This is a genomic window from Enterococcus sp. R12 (genome assembly GCF_058135755.1).
Map to the genome: position 1 here is coordinate 491,990 of NZ_CM176874.1, position 17,109 is coordinate 509,098.

At 44.0% G+C, this 17,109-nt stretch carries 17 protein-coding genes; 15 read left to right on the forward strand and 2 right to left on the reverse strand.

Translation table 11 applies throughout. The annotated features are described in order from the left end of the window. Positions 1-63 precede the first annotated feature (63 nt). Positions 64-879 carry an AraC family transcriptional regulator gene (locus ACTW1R_RS02300; protein WP_271814297.1) on the forward strand — a complete coding sequence of 272 codons (816 nt, stop codon included), beginning with the start codon at positions 64-66 and terminating at the stop codon, positions 877-879. A 43-nt stretch (positions 880-922) separates the two neighbouring features. Continuing rightward, positions 923-1,408, forward strand: coding sequence for a hypothetical protein (locus ACTW1R_RS02305; RefSeq protein WP_271814300.1), 486 nt, complete (start codon positions 923-925; stop codon positions 1,406-1,408). Between the two features lie 244 nt (positions 1,409-1,652). On the opposite strand, the gene ACTW1R_RS02310 is transcribed toward ACTW1R_RS02305, so the two are convergent. Next, positions 1,653-3,488, reverse strand: a complete 1,836-nt coding sequence (locus ACTW1R_RS02310; protein WP_311903391.1) for a DUF2264 domain-containing protein — start codon at positions 3,486-3,488, stop codon at positions 1,653-1,655. Positions 3,489-3,657: 169 nt separating this feature from the next. Between ACTW1R_RS02310 and ACTW1R_RS02315 the strand changes: the two genes are divergently transcribed. Beyond that, positions 3,658-4,506 carry a hypothetical protein gene (locus ACTW1R_RS02315; RefSeq protein WP_060792614.1) on the forward strand — a complete coding sequence of 283 codons (849 nt, stop codon included), beginning with the start codon at positions 3,658-3,660 and terminating at the stop codon, positions 4,504-4,506. Next, positions 4,503-6,170, forward strand: a complete 1,668-nt coding sequence (locus ACTW1R_RS02320; protein WP_271814306.1) for a heparinase II/III family protein — start codon at positions 4,503-4,505, stop codon at positions 6,168-6,170. Before ACTW1R_RS02315 ends, ACTW1R_RS02320 begins: the two co-directional genes overlap by 4 nt. Positions 6,171-6,229: 59 nt before the next feature. Here ACTW1R_RS02320 and ACTW1R_RS02325 read toward each other — a convergent pair whose 3' ends face one another. Then, a complete protein-coding gene (locus ACTW1R_RS02325) occupies positions 6,230-7,273 on the reverse strand; it encodes a LacI family DNA-binding transcriptional regulator (protein WP_005232137.1) in 1,044 nt (347 codons plus the stop codon). A gap of 177 nt (positions 7,274-7,450) precedes the next feature. On the opposite strand from ACTW1R_RS02325, the gene ACTW1R_RS02330 reads away from it, so the two are divergent. The 11 genes from ACTW1R_RS02330 (at position 7,451) to sufC (ending at position 17,106) form a co-directional block, all read left to right on the forward strand. Then, positions 7,451-7,873, forward strand: coding sequence for a hypothetical protein (locus tag ACTW1R_RS02330; RefSeq protein ID WP_087626860.1), 423 nt, complete (start codon positions 7,451-7,453; stop codon positions 7,871-7,873). Beyond that, complete coding sequence (locus tag ACTW1R_RS02335) at positions 7,836-9,677, forward strand: DUF2264 domain-containing protein (protein WP_271814310.1); 1,842 nt, start codon at positions 7,836-7,838, stop codon at positions 9,675-9,677. Before ACTW1R_RS02330 ends, ACTW1R_RS02335 begins: the two co-directional genes overlap by 38 nt. Continuing rightward, on the forward strand, positions 9,661-10,812 hold the full coding sequence (locus ACTW1R_RS02340) for a glycoside hydrolase family 88 protein (RefSeq protein WP_087626862.1): 1,152 nt from the start codon (positions 9,661-9,663) through the stop codon (positions 10,810-10,812). The genes ACTW1R_RS02335 and ACTW1R_RS02340 overlap by 17 nt, the downstream gene beginning before the upstream one ends. A 45-nt stretch (positions 10,813-10,857) precedes the next feature. After that, positions 10,858-12,129 (forward strand): ABC transporter substrate-binding protein, encoded by a 1,272-nt coding sequence (locus ACTW1R_RS02345; protein WP_034857867.1) that lies wholly within the window; start codon positions 10,858-10,860, stop codon positions 12,127-12,129. A gap of 86 nt (positions 12,130-12,215) precedes the next feature. Continuing rightward, a complete protein-coding gene (locus tag ACTW1R_RS02350) occupies positions 12,216-13,118 on the forward strand; it encodes a carbohydrate ABC transporter permease (RefSeq protein ID WP_081117115.1) in 903 nt (300 codons plus the stop codon). 13 nt (positions 13,119-13,131) lie between these two features. Then, entirely contained in the window at positions 13,132-14,004 is an 873-nt protein-coding gene (locus tag ACTW1R_RS02355) for a carbohydrate ABC transporter permease (RefSeq protein ID WP_005232123.1), read from the forward strand. 11 nt (positions 14,005-14,015) lie between these two features. After that, on the forward strand, positions 14,016-14,672 hold the full coding sequence (locus ACTW1R_RS02360; protein WP_271814319.1) for a YesL family protein: 657 nt from the start codon (positions 14,016-14,018) through the stop codon (positions 14,670-14,672). Between the two features lie 60 nt (positions 14,673-14,732). Further along, a complete protein-coding gene (locus ACTW1R_RS02365; protein ID WP_010748768.1) occupies positions 14,733-15,275 on the forward strand; it encodes a GNAT family N-acetyltransferase in 543 nt (180 codons plus the stop codon). 186 nt (positions 15,276-15,461) lie between these two features. Further along, positions 15,462-15,602, forward strand: coding sequence for a type II toxin-antitoxin system PemI/MazE family antitoxin (mazE, locus tag ACTW1R_RS02370; RefSeq protein WP_489927555.1), 141 nt, complete (start codon positions 15,462-15,464; stop codon positions 15,600-15,602). A gap of 75 nt (positions 15,603-15,677) precedes the next feature. Beyond that, positions 15,678-16,028, forward strand: coding sequence for a type II toxin-antitoxin system PemK/MazF family toxin (locus ACTW1R_RS02375; protein WP_271814323.1), 351 nt, complete (start codon positions 15,678-15,680; stop codon positions 16,026-16,028). A 304-nt stretch (positions 16,029-16,332) separates the two neighbouring features. Beyond that, positions 16,333-17,106, forward strand: coding sequence for a Fe-S cluster assembly ATPase SufC (gene sufC / locus ACTW1R_RS02380; protein ID WP_005232112.1), 774 nt, complete (start codon positions 16,333-16,335; stop codon positions 17,104-17,106). The last annotated feature ends 3 nt before the right edge of the window (positions 17,107-17,109 follow it).

Here is a 17,109-nt window from a genome sequence, read left to right on the forward strand (position 1 = left end):
CTTATTCTATTGACGTTTTGTCCGTTTTCTTTATACTAAAGGCAAGGAGGAAGGAGTGAGAAGTTGAACGTAACCTATTCAGGATTTCAAATGCACAATGCTGTTTCCGATCATATTTATCGCCCCTCTGGCTTAAAGCATTATCTTTTCGTGTTGACGTTGTCTCCAATGGTTTTCACTTTTGAAGATGGTCATCAAGAAACTAGTGAAAAAGGTAGCTGCATTCTTTTTCCTCCAACCGTCTATCAAGATTATCGTGGCAAAGAAGATTTTTTTAATAGCTTTGTTGAGTTTCAAACGGATCAGGTGATCGAAGAAACCTATGCGATCCCTTGTAACCAACTGTTCCAGCCGAAAAATATTCAACAAATCAACAAATTGATCCAAAAGATCAATCATGAATCCTTGTTGCCGCAACGACACACGGAAGAATTGATCGCGGCGTATATGACAAATCTATTGGTCTTACTTGAACGCAATTTTGAAGAAAGCATCCCGCAACCACAAAACGAACACTATCAACTGTTTCAAGCGATGCGGTTGAAAATGTTAGTCAATTGCGAACAGCAATGGGATTTTTACCAGTTTAGCCGAGAGCTTTCCATCGGTAAAAGCCAATTCTATAAGCTCTATCAACAGTTTTTTCATACCACGCCCAAAGAAGATTTATTGCAAGCTCGGTTTCAAAAGTTTTTTTATTTACGCAGCAACGAAACACTGACGATTCGAGAGGCGGCGTTTCAATCAGGGTTCCAAAACATCAACCATTTTAATCGGCTCTTTGCGAAGCGCTATGGCTGCGCACCGTCAAAGTACCAACAGGAGCAATCGGCAGGTCTGATCGGTAAAAACGCTGAAAAAAGTCCGACGAATTCTTGACGGATGAAAGAGAAAACGGGACAATGTCATTAGGAGGTGGCATATGGATACAGAAACGATCGTAAGCGAACTTTCTAAACGTTCAAACGAATTGGAAGCGCTACAAAGAAAATTGAGTCAAAGCCAATTAATGAACAATGAAGCGGCACAAACGTTCATTTTTGACTTAAAGGATTATTTAGATAGCTTAAAGCTCGTAACGGATTTAGTACCGTCAGCGGCAACTACAGCAGCGGAAGTTGACCAGTTGTCGTACGTCTTAGGTGAACAAAATCAAAGCATCCAGCAGCTGCTGGTTATTTTGGAAGAAGCCGAAGCAAATGACGACCAGCGCTTTTTCGGCAAAAGTGCGGGAGAAGTGCGGCGGATGATTGGCAGTCTGTCTGGGATCCTGGAACTAAACGGTCTGTTGCTGCAAGACAATCGTGGCTTTCAGCAAGTCGTGAAGGAAACTGGACCGCTTCAGGTGACTGAAACAAAGGAAGTCCCTGAGAAAAAAGGGTTTCTCCAAAAGCTTTTTGGGAAATAAGCACTAATCGTCGATCAAAACATGGATCACTTGTACCAAAAAAACGGCACTTCACAATACGTGAAGCACCGTTTTGTGGTACAAGTATTTTTTTGCTTTTTGCCAATAGAAACGGAGGGATCAGAAGGTACCGACGCTGAAACCTTAGACTGAAATCGAACTTCTGGGGGGACATTCTTCAATCCCGTAAATCAGAAAGGTGTTTTCGGTAGCTTTTCTACTAGCATTTGCCAGTAATTTTTTGCTAGTAGCTAAGCTGAATGGTTTTTCTCTGATCTCCTTGGCTCATTGCTACTTTGTCCGCTGTGATAGTGAAATCAAAGGGTGGAATCTGATCAGAAAAGGCATTGCCTAAACACGCAACGAGCCATTCCTGTTGTCCGGCGAGAACGGTTTTGCTTATTTGAGGGATGACTGTTCGACTATAAAGTAGATTCGTGTTGGGTTCTGGCATCAAGAGGGTACCTTCTTGATGCGTCGGGAAGCTTTTGATACCGACACAGCCAACCGAGCTTTGATAAAAGATGCCTTCTTTGCTAGAAAGCGCAGCACCATCAGCTGGTGCTGCAAAGCTGCCATTGACCAGTTGCAACCTTCGATCCGTTTGAATCCGATGGTAACGCAGATGCCAAGGATACATCGGAATCACAAAGGTTTCGATGACGACCTGCTCGTAGGGACGCCAGCGACTATAGACGTAGTCATCTTCAATCGCAAAGGCTTCGTAACCAAAAGCTGTTTTGAAATCCGTCTGCCCCTCTGAGATCGCCAATGTATTATCATAGGCACCTTGTTTCAATAAAACGGTTGCTTTCGGTACGCTAAACCCAAACGTTGTCGAATAGACAAACTTTTCGTATTTGGCATTCCCGTGAGCATGTTCGTGGGAATGTTGCCCCGCAGTGAAAGCTTGCAATTCTGTGCCTTCTTGGTTATGCACCAAAAGCATCCGACTATGCGGATTGCGCACCGGTGTGGCAAAGGTTGGCACCTGCTCCTCAAGCGTCCAAAATTCAGCATCCGCTGGGATGGCCAATACACAGAAATTTTTGAAAGCCCAATAAGGCGATCCTGGTGCGTTATAGCCTTCAGCCATATTTAGGTTGGGGTAGGCATAGCCAATACTTAAAAAGCCTTCTTGCGTAAAGATTGGTTGGCGAAACCAGTAACGCATGTTTTGTAACAGTAAATATTTTCCTTCATTTTTTGTGAAGCCTTCATATTCTATATTGGCGAAAGCACCGACAGCAAAGAAACTTGATTGCGCAAACCGATACGTTAGACTACGACCAAAAGGCAATGCCGCACCGGTTTTCGTGAACCACTGCTTAAAGGATTGCGCAAACGTAGCGGCTCTTTGACGATAGCTAAACTGATACGGGCATTGGGAACGACAAGTAAGAACACTGTAAAGGAGTCCGTAGTATTGCATCCCAAAAGGAATATAATAGTCGATTTGGTTTTCATAGCCATCAAAATACCAGCCGTCTGCTAAGTAATACCTCTCGATCTCTTCTTGATCAGCCAAAAGGGTGGTTTCTAAAAAAGGCAATGCTGCCATTTCAAAGAAGGTATTAACTAAAATCCGAAAGAAGAGCCAATTGGTTTTAGGGATCGTGTGCTGATTGATCTGATTGAGCCAATCAAAGAGATTTGTTTGCTCTCTTGGTGTGAGGAGATCCCAAAAGATGGGTTTGGTAAAAATCAAATAGCTGGCAAGGGCACCCATTTCCACAAACAATTGGTCGTAGTCATGCAGTTTTCCCCAGTACTCCTGAGAGGTCGGGGTGGTGCCTGCAACGATCCCGGCATTGGCTTGTTGAAAAAGTTTTGGGTAACGAAGACACGCTTCTTCTTGGCTGAACAATGGGCCCAATCCCCAGAGTGTCCGTAAAAAGCCTTCGATGTCACTCTTTTCCTGAGTATACACAGCTCCTGAATTTCCTAGGTGGACCCTTCCGGGAGTTCCTTGTTGTGCCATACATTCGTATACGGGAGTGACCAGATCAACAAGGGCCTCTTCTAGATCGGTTTTGGTTCGAAGAGGGTTCTTACTTAATGCTTCTTGGAAGTTTCTCATGTAAACAGCTCCTTTTATTTGTTATTTTACTTTATTTAGTAAAATAAAGAAATGGAAACTGTTACATTTTTCGATTTTAAGTAAAAAAATAGTAAAAAATCGCTGGAAACAGTTACATTTTTTTGTCGACATCGCTATAATGGAGAAAATACGAGAGGAGCTACATGCAATGACCCAGATTTCCTTAACGATTTATGACCAAAAGCATCAAGTAAAAAAAGGCAAACGAACACCTGAAAGTGAACCTACCCTTCTTCAAGCGACGGCGGAAGACTTTGTCACGTTGGCATCCCAAGAGTATGGTTACGAGGACGGAGATAAAATCGTTGTCTCACTCTCACGCAGTGGACAATTTGTGTGGGTCACACTCGATGAAACGCTGGCGACTACTTTGGTGTACATCAAAGGCAACGAGTGGATCTACCCCGTACATCTTAGTGAAAATGCCAAAGAAGCCGCGCCAGAAGGCCGTTTTGCTGGGAAAAGCCATTATTTGAGTGTGCGGGTAGCAACAAAAGAAGAACTAGCGGCTTACCGCAATGTCGCCTTAAACCCTCATGATCAAAAAGAATTCTTGGGTGCCTATCCGCATGCCCATGCCAATGTTGAAACAAGAGATGATGCGACGTTTTTCGCTTGTAACGCTATTGATGGCATTTTTGCCAATACGTCTCATGGCAATTATCCCTATGGCTCATGGGGGATCAATCAACAAGCAGATGCCGCTTTGACGATCGACTTTGGTCATGAGGTCCGCATCGACCAATGTGCGCTTACGTTACGGGCGGATTTTCCCCATGATAGCTATTGGCAACAAGTCACGTTGGCGTTTTCCGATGGCAGTCAAGAAATCTTGCAGACGGTCAAAAGCAGCCAGCCTCAACGGTTTTCTTTCCAGCCGCGAACGGTCACTTGGGTGAAATTGCATGAGCTGATCCAAAATGACGATCCCTCACCATTTCCAGCGTTGACCCAAATCGAAGTCTTCGGACGCTCTATCCAGGAGGAAAACGCGTGAATCCAGCAGATGTAAAAGAAGAAATTTTACAGGCAGCACAGGCGTGCCTTGACACTGGTGAGGTTCCCTATTTGCCTTATCAAGGCTATCAAGAGTATCTCGAATCGGGGAATCGTGTTGTCTTCGAATCCCATTATTTTGCCCGCCGACGGATGTTGGTGGTTTTAGGACTTGCTTATGAAATGGAGCGTAAGGCAGCTATCAAAGTGCTGCTGGAGCAAGTGATTTGGGAAATCTGCAATGAATATACATGGTGTCTGCCAGCGCATCTGCCGATTGTCGATGGCCAGTTTTCTTCGCAAGCGCGCCACACAGTCGATCTTTTTGCAGCTGAAACTGGGCAATCCTTAGCAGAGTTGTTTATGTTGGTTGGGGGAGACCTTTCACCAGTCATCACAGAGCGAGTGTTGTATGAGATCGATCAACGGCTTTTTTTACCCTTCGAGGAGCAAACCTGGGAGTGGGAGACAAAAGAGAACAATTGGTCCGCAGTTATTGGTGGCTGTCTTGGAATGACGGCGCTCTATGTATTGCCGAAAAAAAGCGAGCGACAATTGCGGATGATCAAACGATTGGATACTGCAATGCAAAGCTACCTCAACAGCTTTGGCGAAGATGGGGCTTGTGTGGAAGGTGTCGGATACTGGGCGTATGGGTTTGGTTATTTTTTGTATTATGCACAATTGTTGGCAGAAGTATTGCAAGAAGATACCTACCTTAAGCAGCCTAAAACCAGAAAAATTGCTGCTTTTCCTTACTACACGATGATTTCTCCAGGCCATTACATTCCTTTTTCTGATTATTCGGCGATCGAACTGCCTAGTGGCTTGGTCAGTTATTGCTACGAGCATTTAGGCGTGGCGGTTCCCCAATTATCGGGGGTCAGTCCGTTAGATTTTGATCCTTGCTACCGGTTTGCCCATAGCTATCGAAATTTGTATTGGCATAACGAGGCGATCACACGAGAAACGAATGCCTCGTTTCATCACTATTTTGAACAAGCGCAGTGGTTCATGGCAAAAGATGTGCAGCAGGATCTCTTTTTTGCTGCCAAAGGGGGGAGCAATCAAGAAAGCCACAATCATCTCGATGTCGGTCATTTTGTATTAGGAACGACAGAGGAGTTGTTTCTGACGGACCTTGGTGCAGGGGAATACACCAAAGAGTATTTTGACGAGAACACGCGTTATCACTACTTTCCCGCAGCCGCAATCAGTCATTCGCTGCCGATCATCAACCAGCACACCCAACGCCCAACAGCCGAGGAAGCAACGGTGCTCCAGGTCGATGACCAGCAATTTGACTTAGACCTCAGTGCGTTCTATCCGAAAGCAGCGGTCACTGAATACCAGCGGCGCTTCGTTGTCTCGCAGCAACAAGTAACGATCGAAGACCATTTTGTCTTTGACGAGCACCAACCAAAGAATCTGGTGGTGGAAAACTTTATTACGAACATACCACCAATGGTGCAAGATAAGACCGTTCAACTAATGACAAAAAAAGCACGCTGTGTTCTTGGTTTTACCAGTGATAAGATCCAAATACAGCCAGTCACTTATCAAGATCACCATGGTGTACAGGCACAAGCGTATTTGATTCAAGCCGAATACGCGCTTGAGCAGACAGGGGAAATCAAAACGACCATTAAAATAAAAAAAGGGTGAGAAGGATGCGGTGCTTCCTTGCAATGACATTGATCAATGCAAGAAGACACCGCAGCTTCTCAGCCTTCTTTTGGTTTTGCGGTAGATTGACGAATCACCAGCTGGGTACTTAAAAAGATGCGTCTGGCGATCCCAGGATTTTCGATGCGGTTATAGAGTAGCTCTAACCCCGTTTCACCCATCTCTTCAGTAAATGCTTGGACTGAAGAAAGGGGTGGAGAGACATAGCGGGACACCGAAATATCGTTGATGCCCATAACACTGATGTCTTCAGGAATCTTGATTCCATGAGCCGTTAACGTATGGATGACCCCGATCGCAAAGGCATCATTGGCTGCCAAAATCGCAGTCGGCAAGCGGTCTTGCCACAAAGCCAAAGCCTGCTCCGTTAATTCTTCCCCCGTTTGGACATCCAACCGACTATTTTCTTTCACGATGAAATAATCCTCATCAAACAGCTGATAATGCTGCATCATATCGACATAGGTGTTGACCGTTGGCGTTTTGTACCGCCGATACCCATACATATTTTGACTTTCCTCGGCGCCGATAAAGGCGATTTTTTGATGACCAAGTCCCATCAAGTGAGAAAGAGCCAACTCCGTTGCTTGCGTAAAATCGGTATTGACAGAATCGTAGTCATCCAGGGGAAAGTTACTGCCAATCACACAGAGGTTGGGGTGTAGCTCATGGAGTTTTTTGACCCGCTCTTCTGTAAACTTGCCGATCGCCAGTAAGCCGTCGACGGACTGGATCACTGACTCATCAAGGTTGGAGATTTTTAACAGATCGCAACCCAGTTCGGCGGCTCGTTTTTCCACACCCAAACGAATCGACATATAGTAAATGTCTTCCAATTCTTCATCATCCATCCGCCACTGAACGATCCCAATCGATTTGTTGTGTTTTTTTGGTACATCCACTGGTAGTTCACGCTGCTTTTGCTTGTTTTTGTATTTCGTATAATTTAGTTTTTCAGCTGCCTCGAAAATCTTTCGTTTGGTTTCTTCGGTCACTGAAAGACTAGGATCGTAGTTCAGAACCCGTGATACGGTTGATATTGATACCTCAGCTATGGTCGCTATGTCGGTAATCGTAGCCATAGAATCCCTCCTCCAATGCTTCTCCTCTTCAGTATATTTCTTTTTAGTAAAAAAACCAAGAGAGAAATTGCCCTCAAGTAAAAATTTTACTTTTTTTAGGAAAAACTATTGATTATTTTCCTAAAAAAAAGTATGATTTGAAATGAAGAAAGCGTTTTAAAAATGAGGGTGGCATGAATGAAGTGGATTAATTCGTTATTTATCCTGGGTCTACTTATAGGGTTGACTGCTTGTTCTCCAAATGAAGCAACGCAGACGCAAGCATTTTCCCAAAGCAGCGAAAAGCAATTAAAAGAACGAGCGCTTTGTTATTCTGACGAAGATTTTTCGCAAGGTGTCGTCCCGTTGCATGAATTCGTGAAGCTATCTGGCACCATCGTAAAGAGTGATGCGAAAACAGCAGACATTGAGAAAGGGGATCGATTTATTCTAGAAACAGCGGCTGGACAGTACCAAGTATTCAATGAACAAAGTCAACAACTGAAACTGCAAGATGTGGTGACGGTCTACGGAGAATATTATGGTTTTATTAAAGCGACATTGATTGAAAGGAAGGATGCGGATGCAATCACAGAAGCTGCAGCAATTGAAAAAAAATAAATTTGAAAGTTATGAAGATGTAGCAGCCGGCTTCAAAACGATCATGGACCAACTCAAACCCGCTTTTGCAAGCAGTCGTCCCGGTCATTTGGCTTTAGGCAGCCATGGGACTGTCTATGAGAAAGAGGTACAGGAACTTGAAGCGTTCTTGCGACCGCTTTGGGGACTCGCGCCTTATCTAACCCAGCAAGAAGATTCATTCATGGAAACCTATCTCTCAGGAATTATTGCTGGTACAGATCCAGAGAGTCCCGATTATTGGGGTGTTGTGGAAGACTTCGACCAACGAATCGTGGAGATGGCTTCGCTAAGTACCTTTTTATTATTAAACAAGGAAAAAACGTGGGATGTTTTATCCCAACGCCAAAAAGATAATCTCCATGCGTGGCTGATCCAAGTCAATCAACGAGAAATTCCCGCAAACAATTGGCATTTCTTTCGGGTTCTCGTCAATGTAGCCATGAAGCGTTGTGGCCGCAGCTTTTCCCAAGAAAAGATCGATGCTGACTTGGCATTGATCGAGACCTTTTATTTAGGGGAAGGATGGTACTGTGACGGAGTAGCCACTCAAATCGATTACTATGTATCTTTTGCGATCCACTACTATAGTCTTCTGTACTGTCGATTTGTCCCTGAGGATCTTGAAAGGGGAAGGAAGTTCAAACAACGAGCCACCGAGTTTGCTCAAACCTTCAAGCATTGGTTTGCAGCAGGTGGAGCTGCCGTTCCATTTGGTCGAAGTTTGACGTATCGCTTTGCGCAAGTTTCTTTCTTCAGCGCATTGGTTTTTGCGGATGTTGAAGCATTGCCATGGGGAGAGATCAAAGGGTTGATCAGTCGTCACCTGCATCAGTGGATGCAGCAAGACATTTTTACTTCCGAAGGGATACTGACGGTCGGCTATTCGTACCAGAATCTGATCTTTGCCGAAGGCTACAATGCACCAGGTTCACCTTATTGGGCGTTAAAAACCTTTCTTTTGTTAGCGGTACCAAAGGAGCATCCCTATTGGCAAGCCACCCCGACGCCATTAGCGATCACTGAAAGAACACTGGCTCATCCCATCAGTAAGAACTTTTATCAACACAATCAAGACTTGACGCATGCCTTGATGTTTCCTGCAGGACAATTTATCAACTATCAAAGTCATGCCAGCAGCAAATATAGCAAATTTGTCTACTCAACGACGTTTGGCAATAGCGTGCCCAAAAGCAATTATTGGTTTTATGAAGGAAATTATGACAATACGTTGGCTTTATCAGAAGATGACCATTACTTTCGCACTAAAGGATTGGATCGCCAGTATCAGCTTTTACCTGATCGGATCATTCATGAATGGAATCCATGGGAAGACGTCCAGATAAAAACAACAATCATTCCACTGATAGGCAGTCACCTTCGCATTCATGAGATCAATTCTCAGCGCGCCCTTTCTTTCTATGAAGGTGGGTTTTCATCACCGAAAGAGCCTACTGCCATCACTGAAAAAAACGCACGCAGCGCTGCGGTACGAACATCGATCGGCTATTCGAAAATCGAGGCGATCGCTGGCTATGAAACGAGCGATGTCCTACGAACGGAGCCAAATACGAACCTCTTGTATCCTGCAACGTGGCTGCCGTATCTAACTGCTCAACGACAAGCGGGAAAGCACCTGTTCGTTTCCCTCGTCACCGGCTTGCTTCCACAAGAACAAGAACAAGCAGTGACCGTCGAAGTGACAACAAACAACATTACGATCAATCAATCCGGACATATGATCCAGGTTGAGCGAATAGGAGGAAAAAATGGAAACCAGCTATGACGTACAGCTATCACAATGGGTAGCCGAGCAAATCGACTTCACCGTTAATCAAGTAAGAAAGAATACTAAGACCTTTGACACGTTGGTCCCACCGGCAGCAAGTGAACAGCTTGTCTATCGACCAGAAGCCAACCATGATTGGACGGCGAGTTTTTGGACTGGCATGTTGTTTTTGAGTAAAGAACTGACGGGATCAACAGAATTTGATGAAACCATCGAAAAACAACTGCACTCTTTCCAAGAACGATTGGACCAAAGAATTGGACTAGAAACCCATGATATCGGGTTTTTGTATAGTTTGACTGCGATTGCCGACTATCGAGTGAACGGACGGGAAACTTCGAAAAAACTCGCGATTGCCGCCGCCGATCTATTGATGGCCCGTTACTCACCCAAAGCCCAGATCATTCAAGCGTGGGGCAATCTCGATGATCCGCAACAACGGGGGCGCATCATTATTGATTGCTTGATGAATTTGCCGCTATTGTATTTTGCTTCCCAAATGACGGGGGATGAATCCTACAAACAAGCAGCCTATGCTCATGCCAAGCAGACCCAGAAATACATCGTGCGAGACAACGCCACGACGTACCACACCTATTACTTCGACGTTGAAACTGGAGCGGCGATCGGCGGCAATACCCAACAAGGCTATGCCGATGATTCCTGCTGGGCGAGAGGGCAAGCGTGGGGAATCTACGGATTTACGCTGAGTTACCTTTACACCGGTGATACCAGTTTCTTGAAGACTGCTCAAGACCTTGCGGATTACTTTATTGCTGAATTACCGGCGGACAAGGTCAGTTATTGGGATTTAGTGTTTAACGATGGTAGTCAGGAAGAAAGGGATAGTTCGGCCGCCGCCATCGCAGTCTGTGGCTTGCTAGAACTGGCGAAACATTTACCGATCACGCAGCCAAACCAAGCCGCCTATCAGGAAAACGCCTTGGCGATCTTGGCGTCGTTAGCCCAAAACTATACAACGATCGACCATCCCGAATCAAACGGACTTTTGATGCATGGGGTTTATGACAAGAATTCCCTCAAAGGGGTCGATGAATGCATGATCTGGGGCGATTATTATTATATGGAAGCGCTGATGCGGGTGTCACAAAGTTGGTATTCCTATTGGTAGTTTTAGGGGCGACCCTTTAAAAAAATGTTTAATGGAGGAATGAACATGCACTTTTTGAAAAAAGGTTTATTAGCAGCAACGATGTTTGGGACAATCGCAGCCTTGGCAGCGTGTGGAGGCGGAGCGACAGATGATTCCGCTGCTTCTGAAGATGGCGACATCAAATTGACCGTAACCACTTGGAATTACGATACGACACCTGAATTCGAAAAACTATTCCGTGCCTTTGAAGAAGCGAATCCGGGCATTACCGTTGAACCTGTCGATATTGCTTCAGATGATTATGATACCAAACTGACGACGATGCTCTCTTCAGGAGATACGACAGATATTTTGACCATGAAAAATTTACTTTCTTACTCTAATTATGCGTTGCGGGACCAATTGGTGGATCTCACCGACCATATCGGATCATTGGATATTGCCCCAGCGCAAGAAAGCTATGACATGTATGACGTAGAAGGCAAAACCTATGCACAACCGTATCGGACGGATTTTTGGGTCTTGTATTATAACAAAAAAATGTTCGATGAGGCAGGTTTAGACTACCCATCAAACATCACCTGGGACGAATATGAGGAGCTTGCCAAGCAGCTAACAAAACCAGACGAACAAATTTATGGTGCGTATCAACACACGTGGCGTTCCACTACCCAAGCGATTGCAGCTGCCCAAAATGGCGCCAACTTGATCGATCCTCAATACGACTACTTGGAAGCGTACTATGATCGTGCATTGCGGATGCAAGACGAAAAAGCGCAAATGGACTTTGGGACAGCAAAATCAACGAAAGTTACGTATCAATCACAATTTGAAAATGAAAAAGCAGCCATGATGTACATGGGAACTTGGTATATGGGAGCGTTGATGACCAATATCGACGATGGCAAGACAGATGTTGAGTGGGGCATTGCGGAAATGCCGCAAAATGAAAAAGGGGAAGTAACGACATTTGGTTCTCCGACTGCTTTTGCCATCAATAAAAATTCAAAACATCAAGAAGCTGCACAAAAATTCTTAGACTTTTGTTCTGGTGAAGAAGGCGCCAAAGTATTAGCAGAAGTCGGTGTCGTTCCTTCGTATAAGACTGACGCCATTGATGAACTTTACTTCTCCCGTGAAGGCATGCCCGCCGATGAAGTATCGAAAAAAGCCTTCAATCCAGAAACCGTCGCGATCGAGTTTCCTGTCGATGAAAATGGACCAGCGATCGACAAAATCTTGCAAGAAGAACATGACTTGATTCTTGTAGGGGATGAAACACCAAAAGAAGGCATTGCGAATATGGAAAAAAGGGTGAAATCTGAAACCGAATAGTCCTAACGAGAGAAGGGACTTGGGCAAAAAAGTTCCTTCTCTTTATTAATGAAAGGGGGCCTGCTGGCAAGCAGCAGGAGACAAATATGGAAATAACCTCAAAATCAAAAGCAGCCAATAAGTTGAAACGCAAAAATACGCTAACCGCGCTGTCTTTTATTGCACCGAACTTTATCGGCTTTTTCTTATTTACCTTAGTGCCCGTTGTGTTCTCATTGATTCTGGCTTTCATGGAATGGGATTCCTTTCGTTCACCTGAATTTGTGGGAATGAAAAATTTCAGCAAAATGCTAGGGGACGACACCTTTTGGATATCGTTAAAGAACACCTTTCTCTATACGATTGGCGTCGTTCCATTGACGTTAGTATGTTCCTTAGGCTTAGCGATTTTATTGAATAAAAAAGTACGTGGAATGAAGTTTTTCCGTACGGCCTTCTTCTTTCCTTATGTCACCTCGTTAGTTGCGATCGCTGTCGTGTGGAACATGTTGTTTCACCCAACGATGGGACCAATCAATCAGTTTTTGAAATTTTTTATTGAAAATCCTCCTGGTTGGACCTCCAGCTCTGATTGGGCTTTGACGGCGATCATCATAGTCAGCGTCTGGCGTGGCATGGGGTATTACATGATCTTATACTTGGCAGGGTTACAAAGTGTGCCAAAGGAATTGTATGAAGCGGCTTCGATCGATGGCGCCAACAAGTGGCAGCAGTTTCGCAACGTGACTTTGCCGTCCTTACGACCAACGACCTTCTTTGTTTCGATCATGCTGGTCATCAACTGTTTCAAGATCTTCGATTTGGTCCAAGTCATGACTGCCGGCGGACCCGGTCGAGCCACCAATGTCTTGGTGTATCAAATTTACAACGAAGCGTTTGTGAAATTTAATTTTGGTTACGCATCTGCGATCGCCATGGTCTTGTTTGTGATCGTTTTGGGCATCACGGTGATCCAGTTTAAGTGGAACCAAAGACAAGAACGGGTGTAAGGAGGGAGTACAGATGGAAAATACACTGAGTAAAAAGAATGTTCAAGCCAAACCAAAACAAAAAGCCAAGCTGTCGGTCGGCAGTGTCTCCTTGATTCTTTTATTAACATTTCTCGCGTTAGTGACACTGATCCCGTTTCTTTGGATGATCTCTGCTTCTTTTAAGACCAATAACGATGTTTTTAGCGTACCGATCCAATGGATTCCAAAAAGTTGGCACCCTGAAAACTATACGGTGATCTGGGATCGCATTCCTTTGCTGACTTTTTTCAAGAACACAGCATTTTTGAGCGTCATCATTACCTTGATCCAACTGTTTACCTCTAGCTTTGCGGCCTATGGGTTTTCGAAGATGCATTTCAAAGGACGCGACCTGTTGTTTCTGACATACATCGGTACGATTGCGATTCCTTGGCAATCATATATGATTCCTCAGTTCATCATGATGCGCCAGTTCGGGCTGACAGACACGCTTTGGTCTTTGGTCCTCTTACAAGCCTTCAGTGCCTTTGGCGTCTTTTTGTTGAAACAATACTATAGTAGTATTCCTGACTCATTGTGTGAAAGTGCGCGGATCGACGGCCTGAGTGAGTGGGGGATCTATCGAAAAATCATTCTACCACTGACGAAGCCCGCTTTAGCGAGTCTGACCATCATCACCTTCGTCAATACGTGGAACGATTATATGGGACCATTTATCTACCTTTCCTCAACCGAAAACAAAACCATTCAGTTAGGGTTGAAAATGTTTGTCGGCTTATATGATGCCGAGTACGCCCTGATCATGGCAGCATCTGTGGTCTCCATTTTGCCAGTGGCGATCGTCTTTTTAGCAATGCAAAAATACTTCGTAGAAGGAATCGCTACTTCGGGAATGAAAAATTGAGGTGATCAATCATGTTTACCAAACCTACATTTGAAAATAATCTTTACATGCGGATCTTCCGCTGGCTATATATTGGCTTTGCCCTGAATATCAGTTTTTGGGTCGTGAATACACCCTACACCCTCACGGCAATGTTCTTGGCAGTCGATCCTAGAAACCTCCTTTGGTTTGCACTGGCATTTTTGCTGATTGGGCCAAGCATGATCAGCCTCCTGGCTGCGATCGATCGCTTTGCAGAACACAAAGACATCGATCCAGTAAAAGATTTCTGCTACTTTTTACGAACCTTTGCCGTGCGCGGGTTTCTCTATTGGCTCATCGGCTGGCTGGGAAGTGTCATTGCGATCGTGGATATTCTGTTTGCGGTTCAATTTGAAAGTGGCAAATGGCTCGTTCCTTTCTTTCTTTTGTTAGGGATGCTTTCCATAGCTCTAAGTATCAACGCTTGGTACTTCCAAGTGCGTAATCCAAAAGCCGCTAAGAAAGATGTCCTGCGTACCGCACTTTTCTTCACTTTGAAAAAATGGCCTGTTAGTTTGTTAGCAACCTGTTTGTTTGTTGCCGTTTTTGTCGCCTTGATTTTGAAGCCGCAATTTGGCTTTACTCTTTTTCCAGTCCTTTTTTTCGGACTCCTTTATTTAAACTTACGGAAATTTCAGATAAAATAGAAAGAAAGTCGTCTACGAATAAAGGAGACGACTTTTTTTAGGAGAAAGGGGGGCTTGATGATGGCAGAAACAGTCACACTTCAACCGATTACGGAAGAAATGATTGCTGAACTTTGGTCGATCAGCTATGGGCCTAAGGCAGATTTAGAATGGAAAAAATGGGACGGACCGTATTTCCAAGACCCCGTGTTGACGTGGGAAGAATTTCGAACGGGGTTTGGCGCTAGCTGTATCGACAACCCGTTACGTAAAGCGATCAGCTATCAAGGAAGAATCGTAGGGATCGCGACCGCTTATTGGGAAGACAATACCTTGCAGCAGTGGTTGGAATTCGGGATAGCCATCTATGATGCTTCCCTTTGGAATCAAGGTATTGGCAGCCAAGCAATTCGCCAGTGGATCAATGAGTTGTTTGAATCACAGCCTCATATCCAGCGTGTCGGTTATACCACGTGGTCGGGCAATCACCGCATGATGAAACTAGGAGAAAAGCTAGGGATGACCAAAGAAGCCCAGATCCGCAAAGTCCGTTTCTGGGAAGGCACCTATTATGATTCCATCAAGTATGGCATCTTGCGAGAAGAATGGGCACAGCAGAAGTGAAGGTAGGGGATGCGAGATTTTTTCGTGTCCTCTTTTGTTGTAGATGATTTATCAGATGCATTTTGCGTATAGTAAAGTACCTAGTAAAAAAGGGGCTGATCTCCTAGCTGTATTTTGTAATTACAGTAATTACGTGGTGAAATAGACTATATATGTTATGAAGGAAAGGTGATTGTTTTGGATACAGTGAAAACAAGAAAGCAAGGAAATGCGGTAATGGTCACGCTAGCAAGTAAGTTTGAGATTCCTGCTGGTAAGGCCTACTTTATCAGCAAAGAAAACGATGGTACGATTTCCTTGATTCCTAAGATCGATGATATTTTTTAGCTGCGAAAGAGAAAGAATTTGTTGATGAAGAAGATATGCTAGCTGCTGATTTTATTGTTGAAGGCAGGCAGCTTGATGAATAGGCTCGAACAAGGGACTCTTGTATTTATTGATTTTGATCCCTCGAAAGGGAGTGAAATCAAAAAGCGCAGGCCTGCTTTAGTCATCAGCAGGGATGAGTACAGTTACACTTCAAATTTGAACATTGTTTGTCCAATAACGAGTACAGATAGGAAGCGTCCTTACTTTGTCGATATTCAACACGATAAATTGAAACCTGGAAGTAAAGTAAATACAAAGCAAGTTTATACGCTAGATTATTCCGAGCGTGACGGTAGAAAGATTGAAATTTTAGGGAAACTATCAAAAAAAGAACTGATTAATGTTGCACAGCATTTTATGATGAACTTTAATTTTCCATTATAGTTAAAAAAAAGCAGGATGGAAAAAGTGAGGGACCCTCACAAAAAACGAGTGAGGGTCCTTCACTTTGATTTCCTAAGAATACAAGGTTTCAACAATAGAGAAAAGAAGATAGTGGAAAGATAAAAGTAAAATTTCAAAAATAGTCGACATTCTGAACAATAACCATGTACTATCTCTATGTAATACTTTATAATAATTCCAATGTACAGATTAGAAATATTTTAAAAAAGTCGGGAATAGCGTTTGAAGTTCATTCTCAATTAGTCTAAAATAGTGAGAAAGAAAAGATACTGGAGGGAAAGAAATGTCAGTTTTAGAAATTAAAAATCTACACGTCCAAATCGAAGATAAAAAGATCTTAAAAGGCGTTGACTTAGTGTTAAAAACTGGAGAGATCCATGCCATCATGGGACCAAACGGTACAGGGAAATCAACCTTGTCCGCTGCCATCATGGGCAACCCGAATTATGAAGTGACAGAAGGGGAAATTTTGTTCGACGGCGAAAATGTCTTGGAAATGGAAGTGGATGAACGGGCGCGTTTAGGTCTGTTCTTGGCGATGCAATACCCAAGTGAAATTCCAGGCATCACCAATGCGGAATTTATGCGGGCAGCGATCAATGCCAAACGTGACGAAGACGACAAAATCTCTGTCATGGATTTCTTGAAAAAATTAGATGAAAAAATGGATTTATTGAATATGCCAGAAGAAATGGCGGAACGCTATTTGAATGAAGGCTTCTCTGGTGGAGAAAAGAAACGAAATGAAATCTTACAATTGTTGATGCTAGATCCAACCTTTGCGATTTTGGATGAGATCGACTCTGGTCTAGATATTGATGCCTTGAAAGTCGTAGCAAAAGGCGTCAATGAAATGCGCGGCGAAGGCTTTGGCGCTTTGATAATCACCCATTACCAACGTCTGTTAAACTACATCACACCAGACGTGGTTCATATCATGATGGAAGGCCGTGTCGTGATGACCGGTTCGGCAGATTTAGCCAAACGCCTAGAAGCAGAAGGCTATGCTGGGATCAGTAAAGAGTTAGGGATCGACTACAAAGAAGAAGAAGCGTAAGGA